Genomic DNA, 24615 nt, shown 5'->3' with positions numbered 1-24615 from the left:
GCAGGGGGCCATTCATGTTCAGTCCTCGACCTGGAAGGTCAGACCAGCGTTGTTCTGCAGACGCTCAATCAGCAGCGAGCCAAGGGCTGATGCAGGTGTCCAGATACCACCGGAGGCGGCATTCGGGTTTTTCACCAGACACACAGCGCTCTCGGCGATCATTTTTGATGTGGAGCCATAGCCTGGGTCCTTGTCGCCCTTGACGCTGACCCTGAGGCTGTCGCCCTGCTCATTGGAGCCGGCAAAGAGTACGTCGTAGTAACCGTTTTCACGTTCTTCCTTTGATGGACCCTCGCCTGGCTGGCGCGGATCGTTGGCCATGGATTTGTCCGCGGCTACCGCCTTGGCGGTGGCTTCGCCCTTATCGCCAGGTCCGGTCAACATCATCTCGTCATACACAAAATCTTCGCCATACTTGTGGCCAAGCAGGAAGTTGGAGCGATGAATGTTCTTGGTATTGATCGTGGCCATGACGAAAGGCGCAGACCAGCTATTAAGGTCCTCGTCATAGCTGGGAGCGTTGCCTGAGGGCTGATCCGCACCGGTAAAGCCTGGAGTCAGCGCAAATGGATTACCCAGCACTTTCATCATTTCCGGCTTCTTGGATGCTGCTGCCATGGTGGCCTTGAAGCTGGCCAGGGTACCGCCGGAGAAGGTGCCTTTCATGGCTCGCACGCGGCCCTTGATCCTGGGCAGGGTGGTGGCGAACTTTTCCCTGGCCTTCTCCTGCAGGAAGAATGCGCCCAGGTCGAATGGCACAGAGTCGAAGCCGCAGGAAAATACGATACGCGCGCCGCTGGCCTTGGCGTCATCCTGATGCTTGGCGATCATTTCGTGCATCCATGCCGGCTCACCACACAGATCCACATAGTCAGTGCCTGCCTTGGCGCATGCAGCAACCACATCAGACCCGTAAAGCTGATAAGGCCCCACGGTGGTCAGTAACACCCGGGTTTTTTCCACCATGCTCTTGATTGAAGCGGGTTCATTTGCATCTGCGACCACGGTGGGCACATCGGCGGGTATCCCCATCTCTTCCCGTACGCTATCGATTTTGCTCTGACTGCGACCGGCCATCGCCCATTTGACCTCACCGTTGACGCCGTATTGCTTGTTCAGGTACTCGCATACCAGCCGACCGGTGTAGCCGGTTGCGCCATAAACGATGATGTCCAGTTCTCTTTCCGCTGACATGTCAGTTGCCTCTGTTGAGATGGGTGTATGAATCAATCCTAGACCAGGCCGCACGTCCATCAAGTATCGAGGATTCGGGCGGTGCTGGTTGTGTAGGTCAACAATAGGCTGATCAGATTCATTGCTGAAGCACTATCGCTTTGCGCCATTGGTGGATATAGACAATGGAAATTGACAGGGGAGGGGTGATGCTTGATGTCTGGGGAGAGGTGGAGAGCAGCCTGGCTGCTCTCCTGAGGCTTCTGAAGGATTAGATCAACGCAATCAGAGCTGTTGTTCTTTCTCAAGGAATTCTTCTTCCAGCAGTGCATCGCGACTCTCACGAGCGGCCTCGTCATCTAATGAGGTTTCAGCCATTTTTGCCGGATTGCCACGGGCGTCCAGTTTGCCCATCAAATGCTCTAGGGCATGACGAGCCTTCTCTGCTGCGCCATTGACCGCCAGCTCCAGGGACTCGTCATGGTTGGTCACTGAAAGAGGCTGGTGACCACGGGGACGCATTTCGATCTGGCAACGCTTGTCGCGAGCGCCGGACTTGTTACCATTCTCGTCGCTCACATGAACCTCAACGCGAGTCAGAAAATCGTCGAATCGCTCCAGTTCGTTTACCACGGCTGCAGTGACCCATTCCTGGAATGAGACGCTGGCGGTTTCAATCTGATGGCTGTTAATCAGTACTTGCATCATAGTGTGGTTCCATTTTTCCGCTGTTAAATTATTTGGCTCTTATCGCCACCGTAGAGCAGCCAACACGGATTGGCAACTACTCTGAGCAGTCCTTTTGACGCGGGTCAGGGAAAGCTGTTTGCCGGCAGCAAGAAACCCTGGACTCTGAATTTTGGACGATGGCGCAAAAGAAAAGATTCCGTCTGTCTTCCAAAATAATCCATGGCGTTACGTCATGCGGGATATTCGGTCAATTGTTGCCAGCAATAGTTAGTGTCGAATCAGCCTCGAGGCAAGTCAGCAGAACGCGGCGCTCATGAGTCTGGGTAACACTTCACCGGCAGGCCCCTGGATGGAGTGTTGCTGAGGGTGCTGGCTGCGTACAGGTTGAGGATTAATGTGCACCACATTGGCGCCGAGCTGATACGCCGCTGCGCATACCGAGCAACGGGGAGAATGCAGATCACCGTGTAGATGGATAACGTCTCTGCTGCCTGCGCGCTCATGCAGATCATCCACATTTTGCGTAATCAAAGTGAGGCGTGGCACTCGTTCCGCTAGCCCGGCTATTACAGCATGGGCCGGATTTGGCTGGGTGATACGCAGTTGCCGACGACGCCATTCATACCAGCCCCACACTAGCGCAGGATCGCGATCAAAGGCTTCCGGTGTGGCAAGGTCCATAGGATCATGCAGCGCCCAAAAACCGGTTAGTGCATCGCGAAAAGTAGGTATACCGCTCTCAGCGGAAACGCCCGCGCCGGTAAACACGACAACGTGTGCTGCCTGCCTGAGCAAAGAAGAGCAAACCGCAATATTCTCTTTGTTCATGCTGGCTCCGCCACGCCTATAGCAGGGCTAGGGCTACTGGCTTATCATTTGATTTGCGCATCGTGTGACCCGGTGGGGCAAAGCAGTGACAGAAAGAGGGCCGATGAGGCCCTCTTTGCTGCGCACACTTTTACTCGTCGAGTTCACCGACTTCAGGCTCTTCAGGATAGGTTTTCTTGTACGCGCTGCTGTGTACTGCGTCGTCCGCGCCGGGCATGTCTTCATTTGCATCCGCCTCGCCACGGTTGCTCTTCACAGCATCAGAGTCGGAACTGACGCCTACATCCGTACCGGCACGCGGGCTCTCTTCATGAATAGTGGTAGCCGGGGTGGTTTCCTCGGCTGCCACAGGCGCTGCGATACCCAGGGTTGCGATGGCTGCTACGGCTGTAAGCATTTTCATGTTGACCATAATAAACTTCTCCATTGTTGATTTTGCGGTAAGGGATAGAACACCTTTGCCGCTCGGCCTTCACAAAAATTGACAGACAATGACATCTGGAGTTCCGTTGTTCTGAATTGACATGATTTTGTACACGGATGAAATCGACGAAAAGCTACACACTCAAGATGCGTGGCAGGGCATACTCGTTTTTAGAATATAGCGAGAGAATCACATGAGCATGGAAACCTGGCTGGCTTTTCTGGTGGCGTGCTGGATTATCAGTTTATCGCCAGGCGCTGGTGCTATTGCTTCGCTTTCCAGCGGTCTGAACTACGGTTTTGGAAGGGGCTACTGGACGGCGATAGGGCTTCAGTTCGGGCTTTTGCTGCAGATAGGGGTTGTGGCGGCAGGGGTTGGCGCGCTACTGGCGACTTCGGAAACGGCATTCAGACTGATCAAGTGGTTTGGCGTTGCCTATCTCTTGTTTCTGGCCATACGCCAATGGCGCTCACCACCGGTGGATATGAGTGCTCAAGCGCGGGTTCGTTCCGTAGGGCAGCCTCTGGCACTGATGTTTCGTGGGTTTCTTATCAATGCCAGCAACCCCAAGGCCGTGGTTTTCATGCTCGCAGTTCTGCCCCAATTCATCAATCCCGCAGCGCCGATGGTTACCCAGTATCTGGTGATGGCAGCCACAATGGTTGTTGTCGATCTGATCGTCATGGCAGGCTATACCGGTCTTGCTTCAAGGGTGTTGCGAGTACTCAGTTCCCCACGCCAGCAGCGCATGCTCAACCGTGTTTTTGCCGGACTCTTCGGTGGCGCTGCGGCGTTACTGACGACCGTGCGGCGCGCCAGCAGTATATAGGCCCGGGCAAAAGCCCGGGTGCGTGGCACTGCCAACTTTTATCAGCTCTTACATCTGCGATTGCAAGAAGTTCTCAAGGCCGATGCTATTGATCAGGCTCAGCTGGGTTTCCAGCCAGTCAACGTGCTCTTCCTGGGATTCAAGAATGTCTTCAAGAACTTCACGGCTGCCGTAATCCCCCGCAGTTTCACAGTAGGCAATAGCCGACCGCAGATCGGGCAGGGTTCTCATTTCCAGCTTGAGGTCCGATTGCAGAATTTCCGGTACGTCTTCGCCGATCAGCAATTTACCGAGATCCTGTAGATTGGGCAGACCTTCAAGGAAGAGAATGCGCTTGACCAGTTTGTCGGCGTGTTTCATTACATCAATGGATTCGTGGTATTCGCGCTCGCCCATCTTTCCCAGGCCCCAGTCCTGCAGCATGCGCGCATGCAAAAAATACTGGTTAATGGCGACCAGTTCGTAGCCGAGAATGGTATTGAGCTGCTGAATTACTTTTTTATCGCCTTGCATGACCCTGCCCTCGAATGCGTTCAATCGGTGAGTTTGGAGTGCGGGGTGGGGGCTGTCAATTGATCGCGCAGTAGGGGCGGGGAATTATCAGCCGGCCAGGTGGCCGACCCGGATCTGTGCTGTGGGGGGAGAAGCTGCGCGACTCAGGCCGCGACAAATTGGGATGTATTCATGGATCCAGAAGCTGCACCGGCAAGACTTGATTCATTCAACAGGGATTTGCAGTCGCGACCACATTTACCGCATTGGTTAGCCACATCCAGTGTGTCACGCAAATCACGCATGCTGCAGGCGCCTTCATTGATCGCGTTACGAATCTGCTTGTCGGTCACACCCTTGCAAAGACATACGTACATGGCATCGATCCCATAAATAATCGCTATGTTTTGCATGCTAATGCTAACGAGAATGATTGTCAAACAAGTATCATGTTGATCTTCCTGCCTGCCGCTCCTGCCACTTCAACACCATCACAGTAAGCGCCGGCAACATGGTCAGGGTAACCAGAGTGGCACCGATAATGCCGGCCATGACGATCACACCCACACCCCGGTAGAGTTCACTCCCGGCGCCAGGCAGAAACACCAGAGGGGCCAGGCCGCAGATGGTCGTGATGCTTGATATTGCTATCGGACGCAGGCGTGATTCGACTGCCTCACGTACCGCTTCAACCGGATTCATGCCCTCGTCCTGCACGTTACGCGTGGACCTGTCGACGATCAGAATGGGGTTGTTGACTACTGTGCCCATGAGAATCAGAAAACCCAGCATCGAGATCATATCGAAGGGTTGGCTTAGCGAGCCAAGTCCCAACGTCTGCATGATTTCACCAATCAGATTGAGCACCGCCAGCCCGGCAATGCCGCCAGCAAACCCCAGGGGGATGGTGAGCATGATCAGCAGCGGATAGCCCCAGTGACTGAATATGGCCACCATCAGCAGGTAGACGATGACCAGTGCCACTAAATAGTTGTCGGTCAATGAGTCGCGAGTGGCATCCAGTTGATCTGCCGCGCCGGAAATGGTCAGCGTCACGCCGTTGGGTATCTGCCCGTTCTCCTGAAGGTAACCGACTACGTCTTCCTGCACGGTGGCCACCCCGGTCTCCAGTGCTACCGAACGCGGCGGGATAATGTTCAGGGTGATGGTGCGCCGGCCGTCCTTGCGTCGAACCGTACTGGTATCGACTGTCTCTTCGATGGTTACCAGTTCGGAAAGCAGAAGGGTTTCCCCTGCAGGCGTATGTACAGCGATATTGTCGAGTGTCTCCAGTGTGGCGTTGGGGCCCTGTTGGTTGTACAGGTACATATCGATCTTGTCGTCTTCGAGGAAGAACTCGTTTACGAATGCGCCATCGGTCAACACAGCGACGGCAAAACCGATGTCCTCGGTGGTCATGCCGACATCAGCTGCACGGTCGAAATCCGGCTTTACCTGCAGCAGTGGTTGCGCGAGGGCCAGACTCGAAGGTTGAGACTGAATACGCGGGTTGTCGAAAACGTCCTCGGCACGACTGTAGGCGGCCTGAGCGACTTCATACAGGGTGGCCAGATCAGGCCCGGAGATGTCCAGATTGACGCTACGCGTGCCGCCATCATTGCTGCTGATAATCGAGCCACGTGCAGCGAAGGCGCGCATGCCTGGATAGCTCTCATATTTGCGTTCCAGTGCGTCCATCAGGTCGCGTATGTCCGCCGGGTCCTTGGACTGGGTAATGATGCGGATACCCTGAGGGGTGACGCCCATGTTGATGTATGCCATTGCGGGTACGTCTGTTTCTCCGCGTTGATATTCTCCGGGTTCATCATCCATAAAGGGCAGGAAATAGGCCTGCAGTTCATCGGCATAGCCTTGCATGGTTTCCAGGTTGTAACCCGGGGGTGCGTTCATTGAGGCGAAGGTCTTGGGTTCTTCGCCCTCGGGTAGATACTCGGCTGGAGGCGTCAAGAGCAGGACGATAGCCAGACTGCTCCCCAGAGTTACAACCATGCAGCCCAAGCGCCGCGGGGCGGTTTCGATCAACCATCCAAGGGCGTTCACTACTTTCTTGCGTACCCGCTCGCGGCCACCTCCATCCAGGGAGCTGTCCTTCAGCTCAAGTCGGGCGCTGAGGGTGGGCACCACAGTGACGGCCACCAGCATCGATACAAGGATTGAAGCGGCAATGGCAATTGCTACGTCCGAGTAGAGCTGGCCCGCTTCTTCAGTGATGAAGACAACAGGTAGAAATACCATGACGGTTGTAAGGGAGGAAGCCAGCACGGCCGGCCAGACCTTCTGCACCCCGACAATGGCGGCGCGCAGCCGATCAAGCCCGCGGCGGCGTTCCAGCTCTATGCTTTCCAGTACCACAATGCTGTTATCCAGCGTCATGCCGATGGCAAACGCCACCCCGGCCAGGGATATGACATTAACGGTACGGCCGAACAGCATCAGGCCCAGAAAGGCCGCAATGGTGCAGATCGGTATGCCCAGTACGCCCAGCAGGGTGGCGCGGAACGAGCGCAGGAATACATACATGATGAGGGTCGACAGCAATGCGCCGAGTATCAGGTTTTTCCAGACATTGAAAATCGACGCTTCTACATAAACGACGTCATCGGCAGAGAGCTGCAGGCGCATACCCGCCGGGTTGAGCAGCTCCTTGTTGATAAGGTCTACTTCCTCCAGCATCGCTTCCTTGATCTGTATGACGTTTGAACCGCTTTGGCGTCGCACGGAGAGACTGATGACCGGATCACCATTGACGAAGGAGCGGTCGCGGATCTGGAAATGATCGAGGCTGATCTGGGCGATTTCACCCAGCCGTACCACGCTGTCTCCATCGCGCTTGATTACCATTGTGCGCATATCGTCCAGATCTGCGAAGCGGCCAACGGTGCGCAACAGGTAGCGCCGCTTGCCACTGTTGATTTCGCCCGCGGACACATCCTGGTTGCGCTCGGCGATTGCGCTGCGTACTTCACTCAGGGTGAGATCGCGAGCGGAAAGTTGATCGGGGTCCAGGCGTATCTGGATCTGCCGCTGTGCGCCGCCACGAACCTCGATCTGAGCAACATCGGGAACGCTGGACATGCGTGTACGGACGTTGTCCTCGATGTAGTCGCGCATCATGTCCATGTCGAGATTGCGCGGGTTACCGGGCAGCGGCGCCACGTAGAAATACATGAACGCGTTGGCCGAGAATGAAGTGGCCGTTACTCTGGGCTCATCGACATTTTCAGGGTAGGAGGGCACCTGGGTAAGGGCGTTGTTTACCCTTATGAGGGTTTCGGTGATGTCTACGGCGAAGGGGAAATCCAGTTCGATCTCAGCGGAGCCGGTATTGGCGCTGGAGGTAATCTCTTCGAGATAGGGGATGTTGCGCAGAAATTCCTCCTGCTCGATCAAAATCTCCTTTTCAATATCCTGCGGGGTCGCGCCTGACCAACTGGTTTGTACCGTGATGGTCCGGGTTTCCAGATCAGGGATCATCTGCACTGGTATGCGCAGCGCTGCGATTATCCCCAGCACGCATACAATGAGTACACTGACAGTCACTAGAATACCGTGTCGAACTATCTGCTCGAACATGGCCTCAGCGCCCCGAATCGATGATGTTTACCTGCTGATCTTCGCGTAATGCCTCATTGCCCCGCGTGACCACTTCCTGACCTGCCTCCAGGCCAGATGTGATCTCGATCTGGCCATCAAAGCTCAGACCGGGTTGTACCTGACGCTCGCGGACCTTGGCTGTATTGCCAGTTTCATCACGCTCCACAACCCAGGCGGTGACCCGCCCATCCGGGTAGCGCAATAATGCATCCCGATTGATAACTACGCCTCGTGTGCCACTGGCCAGACTCATGGTGGCATTCACTGACATGCCGGCGATCAGCATGGGTGGGCTGTCATTTTCATCGAGCATAACCCGTAGAAGAAACGTGCGGGCACTGTCACTGCTCTGGGGGACCTTGTGTGCTACCTGTCCGGAGAAACTCTGGTCCGGGTAGGCGTCAAAGCGCAAACTGACAGTAGTCTCGATTCCGATCATTGGATAAAAGCGCTGGGGCACCTGGAAGTCGGCGCGCAGTGGTTCCGAGGAAATGATTTGCAGAAGGCCTGTGCCTGGGTCAACCCACTCTCCGACTTCTACCAATTTCTGGCTGAGGGTTCCGGCGAAGGGTACCGTAACCCGGTGGCGACGCAGCTCGGCTTCACGTTGGCGGATCTCGGCCTGTGCTACGCCCAGAGCGGCTCGCCCGACCTCGGCCTGCGACTGTCGGGTACGTATTTCGCTCGCTGCAATGCTGTTGCTCGCAGCCAGTGCCTGAGCTTCAGATAACCGGCGCTCACTGTCATCCAGCTGCTCCCTAGCGCTGGCTGCTGCTGCCCGTGCCCTTTGCAAGGCTATTTCAGCCAGTTCAGGGTTGAGTTCAAGCAGCGTATCGCCGGCATCAAGCTGGTCACCTATGTCAACGTTGAGGCTGCTTACCAGTCCTGCTACCTCGGCGGAGAGGGTGGCAACTCGGGCTGCGGATAGAGATCCGGTCAGCGGGACTTCATTGATTAGTTCATTTTCGCGCGCGAGGTCGGTCTCTACGCGTGCCGCACGTTCGGCCTCCTGGGCAATAGCAACCGAAAACATGGAGCTGCCTGTAACGCAGGCTAGGACAATGAAAGATAACCAGGTTCTGGGTACTGCGCCTACCTTCAGTTTCATGAATAAACAGCCCGTTACAGATCGAAAATTCAGGATACACGTGCATCCGGACTGCGCAACCACGGGGGTCCGGCCTGAAATGTTGTGAACCAACTTTGTCTGTATACTCGCGCTGCTATGGAACTGATTGCGTTTGCTATCCTCCTAATGAACAGCAACACGCTCGCTGATGCCAGCACGTGGATATCCGCAGGAAGACCTTCAGGAGAATGAAATGGATACGCAGCAAAAGAACATGCAGATACTATTCGAGCAATTGGGTATGAATGGTGATGAAACCAGCATTGAAGCCTTTATTGCAGATCACTATCCACTGTCAGACGAGCTGAAACTGTCCGAAGCGCCATTCTGGACACCGAGTCAGGCAGCATTTCTCAAGGAAGAGATAGTAGAGGATGCTGAATGGGCACCCGTTGTTGATGAGCTGAACGCGCGCCTGCATGAGAATACGTCTTCTCGATAACGCGTTGTTGAGGCCGAGTGAGCCGTCGCTCGGCTGGTGGCATTATCAGCGACGACACGAATACACACGATTTCAGGTAAGCACGCGTCAGGGTCGATGGCATAATTAGGGGTGCACTCAAGACCAGCGGACCACCGCCCAAGGACCTGCCAATGACCATCGCCGAACAATTTCATGCTTCCGGAACAGCGCTTCTGCAAAGAACCCCAGCTCTGGACGGCCAGGATCCGGAACGTAAGCGGGCCGAGATAGCGGATTATTATGCTGCTGTTTCAGATCGCTATGAATCGCTTTTCCAGACCCTGGCTTGTGATCAGGCTTTCTATGAGAAGGCCATCCCCCTGCGGCACCCCCTGATTTTCTACTACGGCCACACAGCTACTTTCTTCGTTAACAAACTGGTGCTTGCCAAGTTGTTGCCAGAGCGTATTGATCCCAGGCTTGAGTCGATCTTCGCTGTAGGCGTGGATGAGATGAGCTGGGACGATCTGGATGAAACGCACTACGACTGGCCCAGCGTTGCAGAAGTTAAAGCCTATCGTGACAAGGTGCGTGCGGCAGTCCTGCACTTGATCAATACATTGCCTCTACAACTGCCCATCACCTGGGACAGTACCTGGTGGCCAGTTATCATGGGTATCGAACACGAGCTCATTCACCTGGAAACCTCCACAGTACTGATTCGCCAGCACCGCCTGGAGTACCTGCGCGCGCACCCAGACTGGAGGCCCTCCCATGAGCATGCCCATGCCCCTGTAAATGAGTTGCTGCCCGTACCGGCTGGGCGAGTGCAGTTGGGTAAGCCGCGAAAAGCCTCCATGTACGGTTGGGATAACGAATTCGGTCTGCGCGAAACTGAGCTGGAAGAGTTCAAGGCAAGTCGCTACCTGGTTTCGAACGGCGAGTTCCTGGGTTTTGTAAAAGCTGGCGGTTATCAGAACGACGCCTTCTGGGACGAGGAGGGTACGCAGTGGCTGCAGTTTGCCCAGGCAACTCATCCGACTTTCTGGGTGCCAGGGGCGCAGTGGCGTTTGCGACTGATGACTGATGAAGTGGAGATGCGTTGGGATTGGCCGGCCGAAGTCAATTACCACGAAGCCAAGGCCTTCTGTAACTGGAAGGCCGAGCAGACTGGCGAACCGATCCGCCTGCCTACTGAAGATGAATGGTATCGACTCTATGATGTGGCTGGTGTGAATGAAGTGCCCGCCGATGCCACTGCAGCGGCCAATCTGCAACTTGACCACGGAGCGTCCTCCTGCCCGGTCAACAGGTTTGCCCACGGTGATTTCTTCGACGTGGTAGGTAATGTATGGCAGTGGACCGAGACGCCGATGTATCCCTTTGACGGGTTCGAGGTGCACCCGCTATACGATGACTTCACTACTCCAACATTCGATAACCAACACAATCTGATCAAGGGCGGATCCTGGGTGTCCTGCGGCAATGAAACGCTGCGCAGCGCCCGTTATGCCTTCCGTCGTCACTTCTTCCAGCACGCGGGGTTCCGTTACGTGTCCAGTCATGCCCAAGCAATAGAACCAAACGCCTACTACGAAAGCGACCGACAGATGTCGGAATATGCCGAGTTTCATTACGGCGAAACCTGGTTCAATGTGGCCAACTTCCCGGCTGCCGTGGCGCAGCTGTGCATCGAAGTGATGGGCGATCGACCCGCACACAGTGCACTGGATCTGGGTTGCGCATCAGGCCGGGCCACTTTTGAGCTGGCGCGGCATTTCGATCAAGTGACCGGAGTTGATTTTTCTGCCCGCTTTGTCAGCCAGGGTGTAGAGATGGCGGAGCAGGGCGTGTTGCGTTACACCTTGACCGAGGAAGGTGATCTGGTCTCCTACCGCACGGCAACGCTTGAACAGCACGGGCTGGCTGATACTGTTGGCAAGGTGGCGTTCTTCCAGGGTGATGCGTGCAATCTAAAGCCGCAATTGACTGGCTACGATCTGATCATGGCCGTCAATTTGATTGATCGCCTGTACAATCCGGGGCAGTTCCTTGGACAGGTTCATCAGCGTATCAACCTTGGCGGACTGCTGGTCGTGGCATCTCCTTACACCTGGTTGGAGGAACACACGCCGAAGGCGCAGTGGATTGGCGGATACAAGAAGGACGGTGAAAGCTACACGACACTGGACGGGTTGCGCGACATACTGGGCAGCCACTTCGTGCAGGTGGGTGATCCGCGGAAACTGGAGTTCGTGATTCGCGAAACGCAACACAAATTCCAGCACAGTTTTTCCGAAGTCACCGTCTGGGAGAGAATCCGCTGAGCTGCCGATTTGCTGCTCGGCGGCCATAACGGCAACGCGCGGGAGAGCAATACAGTGGCGGTAAATTCAATAATCGATTTTGATCAGCAAATAGAGCGCAGCAATACCAACTCGGTAAAATTTGATGCGCTCAACGCGGTTTTCGGCAGCGAAGATGTACTGCCGATGTGGGTAGCGGATACCGACTTCGCTGCTCCAGAGGCGGTGGTTCAGGCCTTGATAGCGCGGGCGCAGCATCCCGTGTACGGCTATTCACTGTTCCCCGACAGCCTGTATCACTCGATGATCGACTGGTTTGCACAGCGACATAACTGGCAGATCAAGCGCGAGTGGATCATGCTGGCACCGGGCGTAGTACCTTCCCTGCACGCCGTTGCCATGGCCTTTGCAGCAGAAGGCGAGGGTATCATCGTGCAGCCGCCCGTGTACCCGCCGTTCTTTGCCGCCGCAGCCAAAACCGGTCGCTCGCTTGTGCTCAATCCCCTGGTACGCCGTGATGGTGAGTACCGCATGGACCTTGAGCAGCTCGAGCAATGCGCCCCTCAGGCGCGGGTGCTCGCGCTGTGTTCACCGCACAATCCGGTGGGCCGGGTTTGGCGCGAAGGCGAGCTGCGCGCGTTGCTCGACATCGCTCGACGGCACAACCTTCTGATTCTCTCCGACGACATCCATTGCGACCTGACATTCCCCGGCCATAGCCACACAATGCTGGCTGCACTGGCAACCGAGCAAGACCAGATCATTACTGCAGTGGCGCCGAGTAAAACCTTCAATATTGCGGGCATGGGGCTGTCGGCCCTGGTCGTTCCTGATCCGGCGCACCGCCAGGCCTTGAAAACCACTTTCGAGGCGATGCACATAGAACCGGCCAATCCGTTCAGTATTGCTGCCTTCGAGGCTGCCTACAGCCAAGGCGGGCCCTGGCTCGATGCGTTGCTCGACTACCTGCAGGGCAATGTGCAACTGGTCAGTGGTTATCTCACCGAGCATATTCCCGAGATACGCATGGACCAGCCCGAGGGCACTTACCTGCTCTGGCTCGATTGCAGCGACCTGGGTATGAGTGACTCGGAGTTGAAGAGGTTTTTCATTCGTGAGGCGCGGGTTGGAATGAACCCCGGGGTGAGTTTTGGTGAGGCCGGTAGCGGTTATATGCGGCTCAATATCGGTACCCGGCGCGCAGTAGTTCAGCAGGCTATGGAGCGTATTGCCCAGGCGGTGCGTGAATTGAAACGTACCTGAATATAAAGGCGGCTCAGTTTCGCTTTGACGACTCCGCTGCGCCAAACTGCAGGTGTGCCAGTCGCGCGTAAAGGGTATTGCTTTCGATCAGTTTGCTGTGGGTTCCGAGGGCGACAAGCTTGCCACCATCAATCACGGCAATCCGGTCCGCATGCTGCACGGTAGCCAAACGGTGGGCGATTACCAGCGTGGTGCGGCCTTGCATCAGTTGCGGCAAGGCTTGCTGGATAAGGTGCTCACTCTGGGCGTCCAGCGCACTGGTCGCTTCGTCCAGGAGCAGGATCGGTGCATCGGTGAGCAGTGCGCGGGCGATCGCCAGTCGCTGCTTCTGGCCGCCGGATAGACCCAGTCCGGCGTCGCCCAGGTGCGTGTCGTAGCCCTGGGGCATCTGCTGAATGAACTCGTCGGCATGTGCTGCGCGGGCTGCAGCAATCACTTCGGGCATGCCTGCTTCAGGTCGGCCGTAACGAATATTGTCGGCAACAGTGCCGTGGAAGAGCGCGGGATTCTGTGAAACCAGGGCAAAGCAACAGCGCAGATCGGGCGGGTCCAGTTGCCGGATATCACAACCCTCCAGTGTGATACGCCCTGCCGACGGATCAAAAAAACGCAGTAGCAGATCAAGGAGGGTGGATTTTCCGGCACCGGAGGGTCCGACCAGTGCCAGGGTCTCACCAGGCTGAACCCGCAAGTTGAAGCCGTCTATGGCATTGACTTCCGGTCGGCCAGGGTAGGCAAAGCTCAGGTTCTCGAACGCGATGTTGCCTGGTACCTCAGAGGGAAGTTCGCAACGTTCGCTCTCCGGTGGGGCGGCTATCTCACGTTCGGTGCGCAGCAGTTCGGCAATTCTCGCCCCGGCTCCTGCTGCGCGCTGCAACTCGCCGATCACTTCGCTCAAAGCACCGGCGGACACCCCGACGATCAGGCTGTAGAACACGAAGGCAGCCAACTCGCCACCAGTGATGCGTCCGGCAATGACGTCCATACCGCCTACCCAGAGCATGACGCCGATTGCGCCCAGCACCAGAAGAATGACCACGAATGTGAGCCAGGCACGCTGGCGTATGCGCTGGCGCGCTACCTGGAAGGCCTCTTCGACCACGCCTGAGAAGTGCTGTTTGTCCTGAGCCTGGTGGTTATAGGCCTGCACTGTCTTGATTTGTCCGAGTATCTCACCGACATAGCTGCCGACATCAGCCACCCGATCCTGACTCAGACGCGACAGAGTGCGTACCCTCCGGCCAAAAAACAGGATCGGCGCTATGACCAATGGGATCGCAAGCATCACGATGCTGGTCAGTTTCGGGTTAGTGATGAACAGCAGGATGATCCCGCCCAACAACATCAGCGCATTGCGCAGGGCGATAGAGACGGTGGAGCCGATCACGGATTGCAGTACCGTTGTGTCGGCAGTCAGGCGTGACTGGATTTCCAGTCCACGGTTACTTTCATAAAATCCCGGGTGTAATTCGATCAAATGATTGAACACCTGGCTGCGGATATCTGCAACAACCCGCTCACCTATCCAGGAAACCAGATAGAAACGAGCGAAGGTACCTATAGCCAGCGCCAGAATCAGCACAGCAAAAAGTGCGACAGACTGGTTGAGCAGCTCCGGCGATCGGGTCGCAAAGCCCTGGTCAACCAGTAGCCGTAATCCCTGTCCTAGAGAGAGGGTAATGCCCGCAGTAAATGTTAGAGCAAGCATGGCTCCGAGGACCTGCCACCGGTAGGGGGCAACAAACCATCGGGCTAGCGCCAGGGCTTTTCGAGTTGGGGCGGGGCTGGTCTTCATGGCGCATCCGGTCGAGCTATTGGTGCGCCTATGGTACTCTTGCCGGCGTTTTTTTCCTGAATAATCAGCCCCTGGAACCCTTTCTGATGAGCTCACGAAATATCTGGACCCACAAAGGCACCTTTCTGCTTGCAGCCGTAGGCTCTGCGGTCGGCCTGGGCAACCTCTGGCGCTTTCCATATCTGGTGGGCGAGAACGGCGGCGGTGCCTTTATTCTGGTTTACGCCGTTACTATTGCGATTGTGGGTATTCCGATCCTGATCGCCGAGACGTTACTGGGTCGTTCCAGTCGTAAAAGTCCGATTCTGGGCATGCAGCACCTTACCGAAAGTCACGGCACCAGCAGAGGCTGGCGTACGATTGGCTGGATGGGTGCGGCTGCGGCCTTTCTTATTCTGAGTTTTTACTCGGTGATCGCCGGTTGGGCGATTCACTACAGTATGCAGATGTTCTCCGGCGCTCTGGCGGGGGCTGATGCAAGCGAAATCAGCGCCTCATTCGATACCTTGCTGGCTTCTCCGAGTCTGCTGATCCTGTACCACACCCTGTTCATTGCCGCTTCTGGTCTGATTGTCGGCATGGGCGTGCACAAGGGTATCGAGGGCGGCCTACGGTTTCTGATGCCGGCACTCTTCCTGATTTTGCTGGTCGTGCTGGGTTATGCGGTGATGGTCGGCGATGCAGGTGCTGCCTTGAGCTTCCTGTTTACCTTCAATCTTGCCGATCTCAGCCTGGAAGGATGGCTGGAAGCCATGGGGCAGTCGTTTTTCACTCTGAGTCTGGGCATGGGCGCGATCATGGCCTATGGCGCGTATATGTCTGACGAAGCCTCGCTCACCCGCACTGCTATTTCCATCGCTCTGGTCGACACCCTGATTGCCCTTATGGCCGGCGTGGCTATCTTTGCCCTGGTATTTGGCAGTGGCCTGGAGGCAGGTCAGGGTCCGGGTCTGATGTTTGTTACCCTGCCACTAGCCTTTGCCGAGCTACCTGGTGGTTCCGTGTTGGGCGGCGTGTTTTTCATCCTTGTTATCGGGGCAGCATTGACCTCTGCCATCTCGCTGGTGGAGCCGGTCGCAGCCTGGCTGGTCGAACGCTTCGGTTTCAGTCGGCCGCTGGCTGTGCTGATGATGATCGTCGGTTGCTGGTTCCTGGGATTATTGACAGTGTTCAGTTTCAATGTCTGGTCGCAGGGTACGATTACCCATGAGCTGTTTGGCCGCTCGCCCTTCGATGTGCTGGAATTCATTACCAATATCCTGATGCCGCTGGGCGGCTTGCTGATTGCGCTGTTTGCTGGCTGGGCACTCACGCGTGAGCAGGTCATGGCACAGATGGCGACTAACGCAACCTGGTTTGCCGTGTGGCAATTCCTCGTTCGCTTTGTTGCGCCGACTGCCGTTGCCTTTGTATTTCTGCGTACCATTCCTCAGATCGAAGGCAACGTGGCACCCGCCGTGCTGGCCTTGCTGATGATTGGTGCCTTTACCGCCGGAAGGACATTCCTGGTCCGCCGCTGACTCCCTTGCCGGACGGGTTCCTTTGCCTGTCCGGCTTTTCACCAGCATCTCGTCCCTTTGCTGCAACACTCTGTTGCCGGCAGCTGTGGCCGGTTTCTGGCATCATGACGCTTCTGTGAATCGGAATTTTCTCCGCCGTCGCTAAACGGAATACGTCATGCCCTTCAACATATTGCTCATCCTCGGTGGGCTCAGTGCCTTCGGTCCACTGGCGATTGATCTCTATTTGCCCGCTTTTCCGGCCATGGCTGACTCCTTTGGGACGGATATTGAACATATCCAATTGAGCATGTCGGTCTATTTTCTAGGCCTGGCCTCGGGACAGATTTTTTATGGCCCGCTGGCTGACCGCTTTGGCCGCCGCAAACCGCTGCTCTTCGGTATCGGTCTTTTTGCACTTGCTTCTCTGGCCTGCGCCTTTGCTCCTACCCTGGAATGGTTGCTGGCTGCCCGTTTCGCCCAGGCACTGGGTGGCTGTGCTGGCATGGTCGTGACCAGGGCGGTAGTACGGGACCTGTGCAAGCCCATCGATGCTGCCAAGGCATTCTCCCAGTTGATGCTGGTAATGGGTGTTGCACCCATTCTCGCCCCTCTGGGCGGTGGTCTGCTGCTGAAGCTCAGTGGCTGGCCATTGATCTTTCTGTTCCTTGCCGGTTTTTCCGCACTCTTCGCCTTTGCTGTGTTTTTTGGCCTGCGTGAGACGCTTTCCAATCTGCAGCCGCCAGCGCCGCTCTCCAGCGCATTTGGCCGGTACAAGCAGTTGCTGCGTGAGCCGGTATTCATGTTTCATGCGCTAACGGGTGGCGTTGCAATCTCGGGCATGTTCGCCTATATCGCTGGTTCGCCTTTTGTGATTATCGAGCTGTACGGTGTGCCAGCGGAGCATTTTGGCTGGTTCTTCGGTGCCATCGCCGCGGGCTTCATTCTGTTTGCCCAGTTCAACAGCCGAATGCTTCGGCGTCGGCCGCCGGTCAAGTTATTGCAGCGCACGACGCTCATCTATCTGTTGTGTACGTTGTGGCTTCTGGGCACGGCACTTTGGCAACCAGACGCGCTCTGGCCCTTGCTGTTGCCCTTGTTCGGCAGCGTTGCAGTGGTGGCTCTGGTGTTACCCAACTCGTCGGCCTGCGCCATGGCGGGCCATGGGCACCAGGCTGGTGTGGCTTCAGCGTTGATGGGGACCATGCAGTTCATCATTGCGGGTATTACTTCAGCCCTCGTGGGTATTCTGCATAATGGCACTGCGGTACCCATGGCAGGGGTGATGGCTGTATGTGGGGTACTGGTGGTCCTGATGGCGCGCCAGGCCCGTCGGGCAGGTGGGCTCGACTTCTAGCGCAGTATCCGGGTGTTGCCTGAAGCACGGGTGAGGCCGGCACGGTCAAAGTACTCCAGCACCGCCACGCTGTGGTTGCGACCAATGCCGCTGCGATCACGGAAGTTCGCCGTGGAAAAATGCCCATCATGCTGCTCTGCTGCCAGACCCCGCGCGACATTCAATAGCCGGTCAGCATCTGCGGGGAGCAGATAGCGGTTACGGGCTATAAAAACCAGCAGCCCCGCTGCACTCAGCCGATCCAGCCAGTCCAGTAGTACATGTTTGTCGACCTGTAGTTGATTGATCATGTCCCCGATTACCGGCGGGCGGGGGCTGCACTCAACAAACGCGGGCCGGACCCGGTCGAACCAGTCAGTTACCTGTGCATCGAGCTGTGGGGTATGGGTCAGCAAGTGCAGGCAAGGTCCGGTTTGCCTCAGGTGATTCCTGTCCAGTGCCAGGCGCAGGATAGCTGCCAGTGTCCGGCTATCTGCTGTCAGCCCCAATTGCTTCCCCAGTTGCGCTCGAACAGGCCCGAGCAGCTGGGGGTTGATCTGGTGATAGTGACTGACCGCAGCTATGGCCTGTTGTATGAGGGCCTCGAGGTTGGCGCGGGTCCATAACCAGCCGCCAATCTGCAGCGTATCCGTGGAAATGGATGGAACAGAGTTCAGCCGACGGCTAAGCATGAAACGCTGGGTATCGACGCCCTCTGACTGAACATCGAGCATGGTTTCCAGTGCCTGATCGGGGCCGACCTGATCCATGGCTCTGATCAGGGCTAGGCGTTCAGGCTTCTGGCGCCCGCGCTGGGGCGCAAAGGGGTCAACGACAACGCCACTGCCAAGCAAGGTTCTGGAAGCGGGGTCGCGAACAATGAAGCGGTCTCCGTGAAAGCAGCACAGGGGCTGCTCCAGGACCCACTGGCCGTAGCTATCGGATGATTGCAATCCCTTCAGCGGCACCAGGCGAGCGCCTACCACTGCGCTGCCGATATGCAATTGTACTGTACCGCGCAGGTTGTGTTCCTGCAGATAAAGACGCGCATCAAAGCGGTTGGTAGGCGCCCACGAACCCTTGGCCAGCAGCTGACTGCCGCGCCCTAAAGCTGCGTCTTGCAGGTCGCCGCTGAGGTTGAGGGCGCAACGCTGGCCGGCACTTGCCTGCTTCGCTTCACGGTGATGAATCTGGATACCCCGTACCCGCACGAGTGCGCCGTTATCGGACAGCTGCAAAAAGTCACCAGTTCCAATCTGCCCCCCCAGCAGCGTGCCGGTAACAACTGAACCAAGTCCGGGTTGCTTGAAGTGACGGTCAATAACCAGTCGTGCCGGTTCGTTGGAGTTGGGTTTCGGGGTAATGGACGCCCATAACTGTAACTGCGCACCAACTGCCTCGACTCCAGTACCAAGCAGGCTGTCGACATGTAAACATATCGTCGCAGGGAGATTCTGTTGTTCTATGAGGCTCAGAACATCCCGTTCAATTGCCACTATCTGGTCCGATGTTGCCAGGCCAGTCTTGCTGATCACGATCAGTAGACGCGGGATTTCAAGCAGTCCAACCAGCGCAAGGTGCTCCCGTGTTTGCGGCATTACACCATCATCTGCAGCAATGACCAGCATCAATGCATCCACACAGCCGACACCCGCAAGCAGCGTGCGCATGAATTTTTCATGGCCGGGTACGTCAACAAAATCAATGCTCTGCCCGGTGTCGCCCGGGAGGTAGGCGTAACCCAGCTCGATACTGATGCCGCGGCGCAGTTCCTCGGCTGTGCGATCGGTATGCTGACCTGTCAGCGCTTTGATCAGGGCTGTCTTGCCGTGATCCACATGGCCTGCAGTGGCGACAATCATGTCGACTTATCGCGGGCAAGCTGGTCGATCAGTTGTTGTTCCTCATCCAGGCAGCGGAGGTCGAGAAGCAGACGGCTGTCGTGAATCCGCCCGACTACGGGTACTGGCATATTCAACAGGGCCCGTTGCAGTTCGCGCAATTGGCGATTAGCGGAACGCGCGGGCCCGGCAGGAGTGAAGGCGATTGCTTCACTGGGTAAACGTTCGATCGGCAGTGACCCGCTGCCTATCTGACCCATGACCGCCACACTGCTGACCGTGGCGCGGTCACCCGCCCACTGCCGCATCGCAGGAAGCAGACGCTCCACCTGCGCGGTAATATCCAGGTGGGGTCTGCTCAGCCAGCGCAGTGCAGGCAAGCGCTGACTGAGGGTTTCCGGGCTGGCATATAATCGCAGTACAGCTTCCAGCGCTGCCAGCGTGACCTTGTCGCAGCGCAAGGCTCGTTTGAGCGGGTTTTTTTTCAACTTCTCGATCAGTTCGCGTTTGCCAACAATAATTCCGGCCTGTGGACCACCGAGTAATTTGTCGCCACTGAAGGTCACCAGGTCCGCGCCGTCACGCAGACTGTCCATGGGCGTCGGCTCATAGGGTAGACCCCATTGCCGCATATCGATCAGGCTGCCACTGCCAAGATCCACGGCATAGGGTAGGCCGTGGGCGTGGGCGCTTTCGGCCAGCTCATGCTCGGCGACGCTGGCTGTGAATCCCTGAATAACGTAATTGCTGGTGTGGATGGTCATCAGTAGACCGGTGCGTTGGCTTATTGCTTCGTCGTAGTCGCGCCGGTGCGTGCGATTGGTGGTGCCCACCTCGTGCAGTTTTGCCTGCGCACGGCGCATGATGTCGGGCACGCGAAATGCGCCGCCAATTTCCACCAGCTCCCCACGCGAGACGAGAACTTCCTTACCCTTGGCCAGCGTGTTGAGCGTCAGCAGGACCGCGGCGGCGTTGTTATTCACCACGGTAGCTGCCTCGGCGCCGGTCAGACGACACAGCCACTGCTCTACATGACTGTCGCGGTCGCCGCGCTTGCCCTTGCCCAGATCAAACTCCAGGTTGCTCGCGCCCCGGGACACGTCGCACATGGCCTGTATGGCTTCTTCGGGGAGTGGCGCGCGTCCCAGATTGGTATGCAGCACAGTGCCGGTCAGGTTGAAAACCTTGCGCAGGGAAGGCGAAAGATATCCATGGATGTGCTGCTCGACGTTGGCGGCAAACTGAACAGGCTCACAGGGTTGTTGCGCTTTGCGCAATAGATCCAGCTGCTGGTTTACCAGACATTTGACCAGCGTCTGGCCATGCTGTTCTGCGAGCACGCGTATGAGCGGCCAGCCTAGTATCTGGTCCATGGCGGGGAGGGTACGGCGGGTGTCCAGCTTGGTGATTGACACTGTAAGGTAGGCCTCGTGATCAATAGACAAAGAGCCGCGACTGATGACACCTGCGGGGTCATCAGCCAAGTCTCCAGACGGGCAGGGCCCGTCTTGATCACGCGCCTTGCAACGTCAATGCTTGCAGAATGTTGTCCAGTGCCTGGTCTGCCAGCAACCTGAGTTCCTCATCGGTACGGTCCTGAATCGGGTGTTGGACGAAAACCATCTTCGGCTCCATCCCCAATGCCTTGGACTGCATTTTTGCCGCGTCGATGAACTCGGTCGAGGCAATGCCTACTCCGGGTATCTGTCTGCCTTCCAGGTCGCCTATATCATGCATACAGCACGAGGTACAGGAGCCTCAGTCGGCCAACCCTTCAACGAGCACGTCACACTCACTGGCGATCTGTTGTTTCAGATCAGTGGGTGCAATGCGAGCGAATGTGGGCTTGCGATAGCGTTTCACTTCGATTCCGCGCTCACTGAGAAGCTCGTCCAGGCGATCCAGCAACACGTTGCCGCGTGCCTTGGAAATGTCCAGCAGGCCGACAGTAAGCCCGTCGAGGGTCGCCGGCCGGGCTGTCAGGCTTCGGCTGGCCGCAGAACGCTCGGCGGTTGGGTCGAGCAGTACGGTTGGCGATGTCATGCCAATACCTCCTTGCTAACCGGGGTGGAGCCGGTTGGGCCAGACGCAGCCCAGCCAGCGATTACGGCGGAAAACAGACCGGCCGGGCCACCGGCCCGCACGATCATCAATCCACCAGGACGAAATTTGGGTAAATCAGCGCCAGCGAAATTCTCCGGCATGCCTTCGGTAATACCCTGGGCGCCCATGACCAGATCCTTGCCTGGCAGGGTCAATAACCTGCCTAGCTCCTCATGCAGGCGCGCCTTGCTCCAGCCGGCATCGGTAAATACGCGGCAATGCTCCGGTGATACCACCAGCATCGCATCGCCGTGCATCACCAGCTTGTAGTGGTCAACCGAGCGTAGCGACAATGCAAAACTGCGGGCCAGGGATTCGGGTGTGCGGGATTTCTGGTCAACGATCGCCTGCACCCCTTCAGCGGCGAACAGGGTGACGACCGACTGGTCTGCGCTGAAACCCCGCTCCACCGCCAGGGAATCCCAATCACTGTCCTCTGCTTCTGCAAAGCAGAAAGTGTACTTGCCCGGAGTACCCATGGTGGCGCGATCAATTTCGCCGGGACGGCCGCCGCCGATGTTACGCACCACCAGTTGCAGGGCGCGCCCGATGCTGGCATTGGCCCGATTACCCTGGCCCAGGCAGTTGACGCCGGAATTCATGCCTACACGCTTGGCCGCCGGACCGTTCACCAAAACCAGCGGGCTGGCAAACATGGTGGTGCAGAGCAGGCCGTGCATGCCGAATTCGTCAATCAGTGCAGCTTCGACCGCGGCCAGCACCACGGGCATATATTCGGGTTTGCAGCCAGCCATTACCGCATTGATCGCCACCTTCTCGACGGTGCAGGGCACCAGGTCCGGCGGCATTAATCCCAATACCTCGTCGGCTTTGCGAGTGGTGCCCTGGAGCATGCGATAGACGCGTTCCGGCGTCGGTGGAACGACTGGCAGGCCATCGCTCCAACCACGCTCGTGACAGGCTTCGATGGGATCTTCGCTTTCGCCGATTTCCACTTCGCGGGAATTGAACTTGACCGCGCCGAAGCGGATGGCCAGGCGGTCGGCGACGCCTGGATCCTGGGTTTTGGACCCACACCCTGGGCGAGATGCGGGTAGATCAGCACCTAACCCGGATACGCCGCTGAGCTTTTCCCAGTCTTCTCGAAACCAGCCGTAGGTGCGATCAACTTCTGCACCTTTTGCACGGTGGATCAGTGTCGGCACAATTTCACAGTTGAGTTGCCAGGACCATTCCAGGCTGTCATCAGCAATTTGCTGGCCACGGCCCACGTCGAAATCAGCGGTGTCCTGCACTATGACAGTCAATGGCAGCGACCCGCCAGCCAACTGGGCGAGCACGGGTTCAATGAGGGCGCAGGTTGGACAAGCGCGCTTGAGGATAACGATGAGTCCATCAGGTAGTGTTTGCATACAAGAGTTGTAGCAGCTTATGCCTGTCAGGCAAGCACTATCATCAGGTTTGATGGGGCAGGGCTGTTGTCGCAAATCGAGACACACGACCGCGTCTATGCCAGATCTGCTGCAGTCGTGTGCCCGTAAACCCGTTTCAAACAGCGAGGCTTGGTCGAGTTCCACGACCCTTTGCAGTCACGTCCGTCAGTAATGCGGACAGGCGCACGTCTGCGCCCAGTACGTAGCGTAATCGACCTTCCATGTCGAATACGGGAGTAGAGAGCGTAAAACAGAATGCGTCCGTCGCAGATGATCTGTACACCGGGCTGATGTGGGGAGCTAGCTGTTCCTTGGCCGCACGGAACCATGGGCGCGTGGACCAGTTCTTGCCGCGCACGCTGTTCTTGGCCACAGGCAGATCTGCGGCCAAGATGTTTTCACTGACCTGGATGCCATCGGCGCCCACGAGATACAGCAATTCCAGACGATTGTCGCGGGCGATGCATTGCTGCATGGCCCGCTCTGCATCGCGAATGCTGGCGATCATGGAGGGCTCTGCGGCCAGGGCTGTAACGCTTTTGCGAATCTGCTGGTGGATACCAAGCTGGAAATCGCCAAGACCCTCCAATAGCCTGTCGCTCTCATTGCGTACGGCATCACTATGCTCGCGCACCGCGGTGGCGCCAAGCTGCAACTCACCTGCCACATCAGCTACGTTCTGTACGTCCTTACTGACAGAGCGTACTGCTGCGCCAATTTGCTCAGTGCCGCTGGCCATACCGGCAACGCGTTGATCCAGCCGTTCCATCGCGCTCGTGGCTTCAATAAGACCCTGGTCTACACTCTGAATACCTTTTTGACCATCGACGACTGCCTGATGCATGCATTCGCCTGCTTGGTGTAACCGCTGCATACTGGATCGAAAGCCGTCGATGATCTGGCTGACCTGATTGGTTGCTTCAGTGGTGTTGCCCGCCAGGCGTCGGACTTCGTCTGCGACCACCGCGAAGCCTCGACCGAGTTCTCCGGCGCGAGCAGCTTCAATGGCGGCATTCAATGCCAGCAGATTGGTTTGCTGGGAAATGGTCGCAATCATGACAATAACCTGGTTGACCTCCTCAATCTGTTTGCCTAACTGAATGATTTCACTGGCTAGCTGCTCTTCCGTATTTTGAATAGTCTGCACCTGCCTGAGCACCAGTTGGCTCTCACTGGTGCAGTCTTTGAGCTGAGTGGTGACATCGCTGGAAAGGTCAGCTACAGCAGTGGCCCCCGGGACCAGCTCAGCCTCGAGACTGGCGCTGATTTCCTCTACAGCGCTGGCTATTAGTTCGGAAGACTGCGCCAGTTGTTCTCCATGGATTTCAGTAGTACGCGCAATTCTGGCCAGTTGAGGTGCATGGGAGGCTATGCCCACCGCTGCGTGCAAGCTCAAGGTAATGCGTTGCTGTAGCTTGGCGGTGAAATGCCCAAGCTTGCCAATCAGCCCAGGTTGAGCTGGGATCTCCAGGCTCAGATCCATATCCTGAAATAA

Annotated in this window: 20 protein-coding genes; 6 read left to right on the top strand and 14 right to left on the bottom strand. The window is 57.0% G+C overall.

The annotated features are described in order from the left end of the window. Positions 1-18 precede the first annotated feature (18 nt). The 4 genes from IEV54_RS15035 to IEV54_RS15020 all read right to left on the bottom strand — a co-directional run bounded on the left by IEV54_RS15035 (position 19) and on the right by IEV54_RS15020 (position 3103). A complete protein-coding gene (locus tag IEV54_RS15035) occupies positions 19-1194 on the bottom strand; it encodes a saccharopine dehydrogenase family protein (protein ID WP_150278892.1) in 1176 nt (391 codons plus the stop codon). Positions 1195-1458: 264 nt separating this feature from the next. Beyond that, a complete protein-coding gene (locus IEV54_RS15030) occupies positions 1459-1878 on the bottom strand; it encodes an HPF/RaiA family ribosome-associated protein (protein WP_150279004.1) in 420 nt (139 codons plus the stop codon). A 279-nt stretch (positions 1879-2157) separates the two neighbouring features. Next, positions 2158-2691: a Sir2 family NAD-dependent protein deacetylase gene (locus IEV54_RS15025; RefSeq protein WP_150278893.1), complete on the bottom strand. Its 534-nt coding sequence runs from the start codon at positions 2689-2691 to the stop codon at positions 2158-2160. 130 nt (positions 2692-2821) lie between these two features. Further along, positions 2822-3103, bottom strand: a complete 282-nt coding sequence (locus tag IEV54_RS15020; protein WP_150278894.1) for a hypothetical protein — start codon at positions 3101-3103, stop codon at positions 2822-2824. Between the two features lie 205 nt (positions 3104-3308). On the opposite strand from IEV54_RS15020, the gene IEV54_RS15015 reads away from it, so the two are divergent. After that, positions 3309-3944: a LysE family transporter gene (locus IEV54_RS15015; RefSeq protein ID WP_150278895.1), complete on the top strand. Its 636-nt coding sequence runs from the start codon at positions 3309-3311 to the stop codon at positions 3942-3944. 48 nt (positions 3945-3992) lie between these two features. On the opposite strand, the gene bfr is transcribed toward IEV54_RS15015, so the two are convergent. The 4 genes from bfr to IEV54_RS14995 form a co-directional block, all read right to left on the bottom strand. After that, entirely contained in the window at positions 3993-4457 is a 465-nt protein-coding gene (gene bfr / locus IEV54_RS15010) for a bacterioferritin (protein ID WP_150278896.1), read from the bottom strand. 143 nt (positions 4458-4600) lie between these two features. Then, the gene (locus tag IEV54_RS17450) at positions 4601-4813 is read right to left on the bottom strand and encodes a bacterioferritin-associated ferredoxin (RefSeq protein ID WP_150278897.1); all 213 of its coding nucleotides are present in this window, start codon (positions 4811-4813) and stop codon (positions 4601-4603) included. Between the two features lie 70 nt (positions 4814-4883). Continuing rightward, on the bottom strand, positions 4884-8030 hold the full coding sequence (locus IEV54_RS15000; RefSeq protein WP_150278898.1) for an efflux RND transporter permease subunit: 3147 nt from the start codon (positions 8028-8030) through the stop codon (positions 4884-4886). Between the two features lie 4 nt (positions 8031-8034). Continuing rightward, a complete protein-coding gene (locus IEV54_RS14995) occupies positions 8035-9084 on the bottom strand; it encodes an efflux RND transporter periplasmic adaptor subunit (protein ID WP_188434476.1) in 1050 nt (349 codons plus the stop codon). Between the two features lie 289 nt (positions 9085-9373). Here IEV54_RS14995 and IEV54_RS14990 point away from each other — a divergent pair, with 289 nt between their 5' ends. The 3 genes from IEV54_RS14990 to IEV54_RS14980 all read left to right on the top strand — a co-directional run bounded on the left by IEV54_RS14990 (position 9374) and on the right by IEV54_RS14980 (position 13152). Beyond that, a complete protein-coding gene (locus IEV54_RS14990) occupies positions 9374-9622 on the top strand; it encodes a DUF2789 domain-containing protein (RefSeq protein WP_150278900.1) in 249 nt (82 codons plus the stop codon). Between the two features lie 152 nt (positions 9623-9774). Then, positions 9775-11910 (top strand): 5-histidylcysteine sulfoxide synthase, encoded by a 2136-nt coding sequence (gene ovoA, locus IEV54_RS14985; protein ID WP_150278901.1) that lies wholly within the window; start codon positions 9775-9777, stop codon positions 11908-11910. 54 nt (positions 11911-11964) lie between these two features. Continuing rightward, a complete protein-coding gene (locus tag IEV54_RS14980) occupies positions 11965-13152 on the top strand; it encodes a MalY/PatB family protein (protein ID WP_223825534.1) in 1188 nt (395 codons plus the stop codon). Between the two features lie 13 nt (positions 13153-13165). Here the strand turns inward: IEV54_RS14980 and IEV54_RS14975 are convergent, their stop codons facing one another. Next, the gene (locus tag IEV54_RS14975; protein WP_150278902.1) at positions 13166-14947 is read right to left on the bottom strand and encodes an ABC transporter transmembrane domain-containing protein; all 1782 of its coding nucleotides are present in this window, start codon (positions 14945-14947) and stop codon (positions 13166-13168) included. A gap of 86 nt (positions 14948-15033) precedes the next feature. On the opposite strand from IEV54_RS14975, the gene IEV54_RS14970 reads away from it, so the two are divergent. Together IEV54_RS14970 and IEV54_RS14965 are read left to right on the top strand one after the other, a co-directional pair. Further along, a complete protein-coding gene (locus tag IEV54_RS14970) occupies positions 15034-16467 on the top strand; it encodes a sodium-dependent transporter (protein ID WP_150278903.1) in 1434 nt (477 codons plus the stop codon). A 157-nt stretch (positions 16468-16624) separates the two neighbouring features. Further along, positions 16625-17803 carry a multidrug effflux MFS transporter gene (locus tag IEV54_RS14965; protein ID WP_150278904.1) on the top strand — a complete coding sequence of 393 codons (1179 nt, stop codon included), beginning with the start codon at positions 16625-16627 and terminating at the stop codon, positions 17801-17803. On the opposite strand, the gene selB is transcribed toward IEV54_RS14965, so the two are convergent. From selB to IEV54_RS14935, 5 genes are all read right to left on the bottom strand, one after another. After that, the gene (gene selB / locus IEV54_RS14960; protein WP_150278905.1) at positions 17800-19644 is read right to left on the bottom strand and encodes a selenocysteine-specific translation elongation factor; all 1845 of its coding nucleotides are present in this window, start codon (positions 19642-19644) and stop codon (positions 17800-17802) included. The two genes, IEV54_RS14965 and selB, sit on opposite strands and share 4 nt — an antisense overlap. Further along, positions 19641-21038, bottom strand: a complete 1398-nt coding sequence (selA, locus tag IEV54_RS14955; RefSeq protein WP_223825535.1) for an L-seryl-tRNA(Sec) selenium transferase — start codon at positions 21036-21038, stop codon at positions 19641-19643. The genes selB and selA overlap by 4 nt, the downstream gene beginning before the upstream one ends. 97 nt (positions 21039-21135) lie before the next feature. Next, positions 21136-21666 carry a UGSC family (seleno)protein gene (locus IEV54_RS17485; protein ID WP_308420837.1) on the bottom strand — a complete coding sequence of 177 codons (531 nt, stop codon included), beginning with the start codon at positions 21664-21666 and terminating at the stop codon, positions 21136-21138. Continuing rightward, positions 21663-23099 (bottom strand): thioredoxin domain-containing protein, encoded by a 1437-nt coding sequence (locus IEV54_RS14940; RefSeq protein WP_150278908.1) that lies wholly within the window; start codon positions 23097-23099, stop codon positions 21663-21665. The genes IEV54_RS17485 and IEV54_RS14940 overlap by 4 nt, the downstream gene beginning before the upstream one ends. Positions 23100-23235: 136 nt before the next feature. Continuing rightward, on the bottom strand, positions 23236-24615 hold a 1380-nt coding region (locus IEV54_RS14935; RefSeq protein WP_188434475.1), incomplete at its 5' end, for a methyl-accepting chemotaxis protein.

The organism is Halopseudomonas salina (assembly GCF_014637955.1).
In the GTDB taxonomy this organism is placed as follows: Bacteria; Pseudomonadota; Gammaproteobacteria; order Pseudomonadales; family Pseudomonadaceae; genus Halopseudomonas; species Halopseudomonas salina.
Note: the sequence above shows the minus strand (reverse complement) of the source record. Positions and strands in the feature narration are given on the sequence as shown.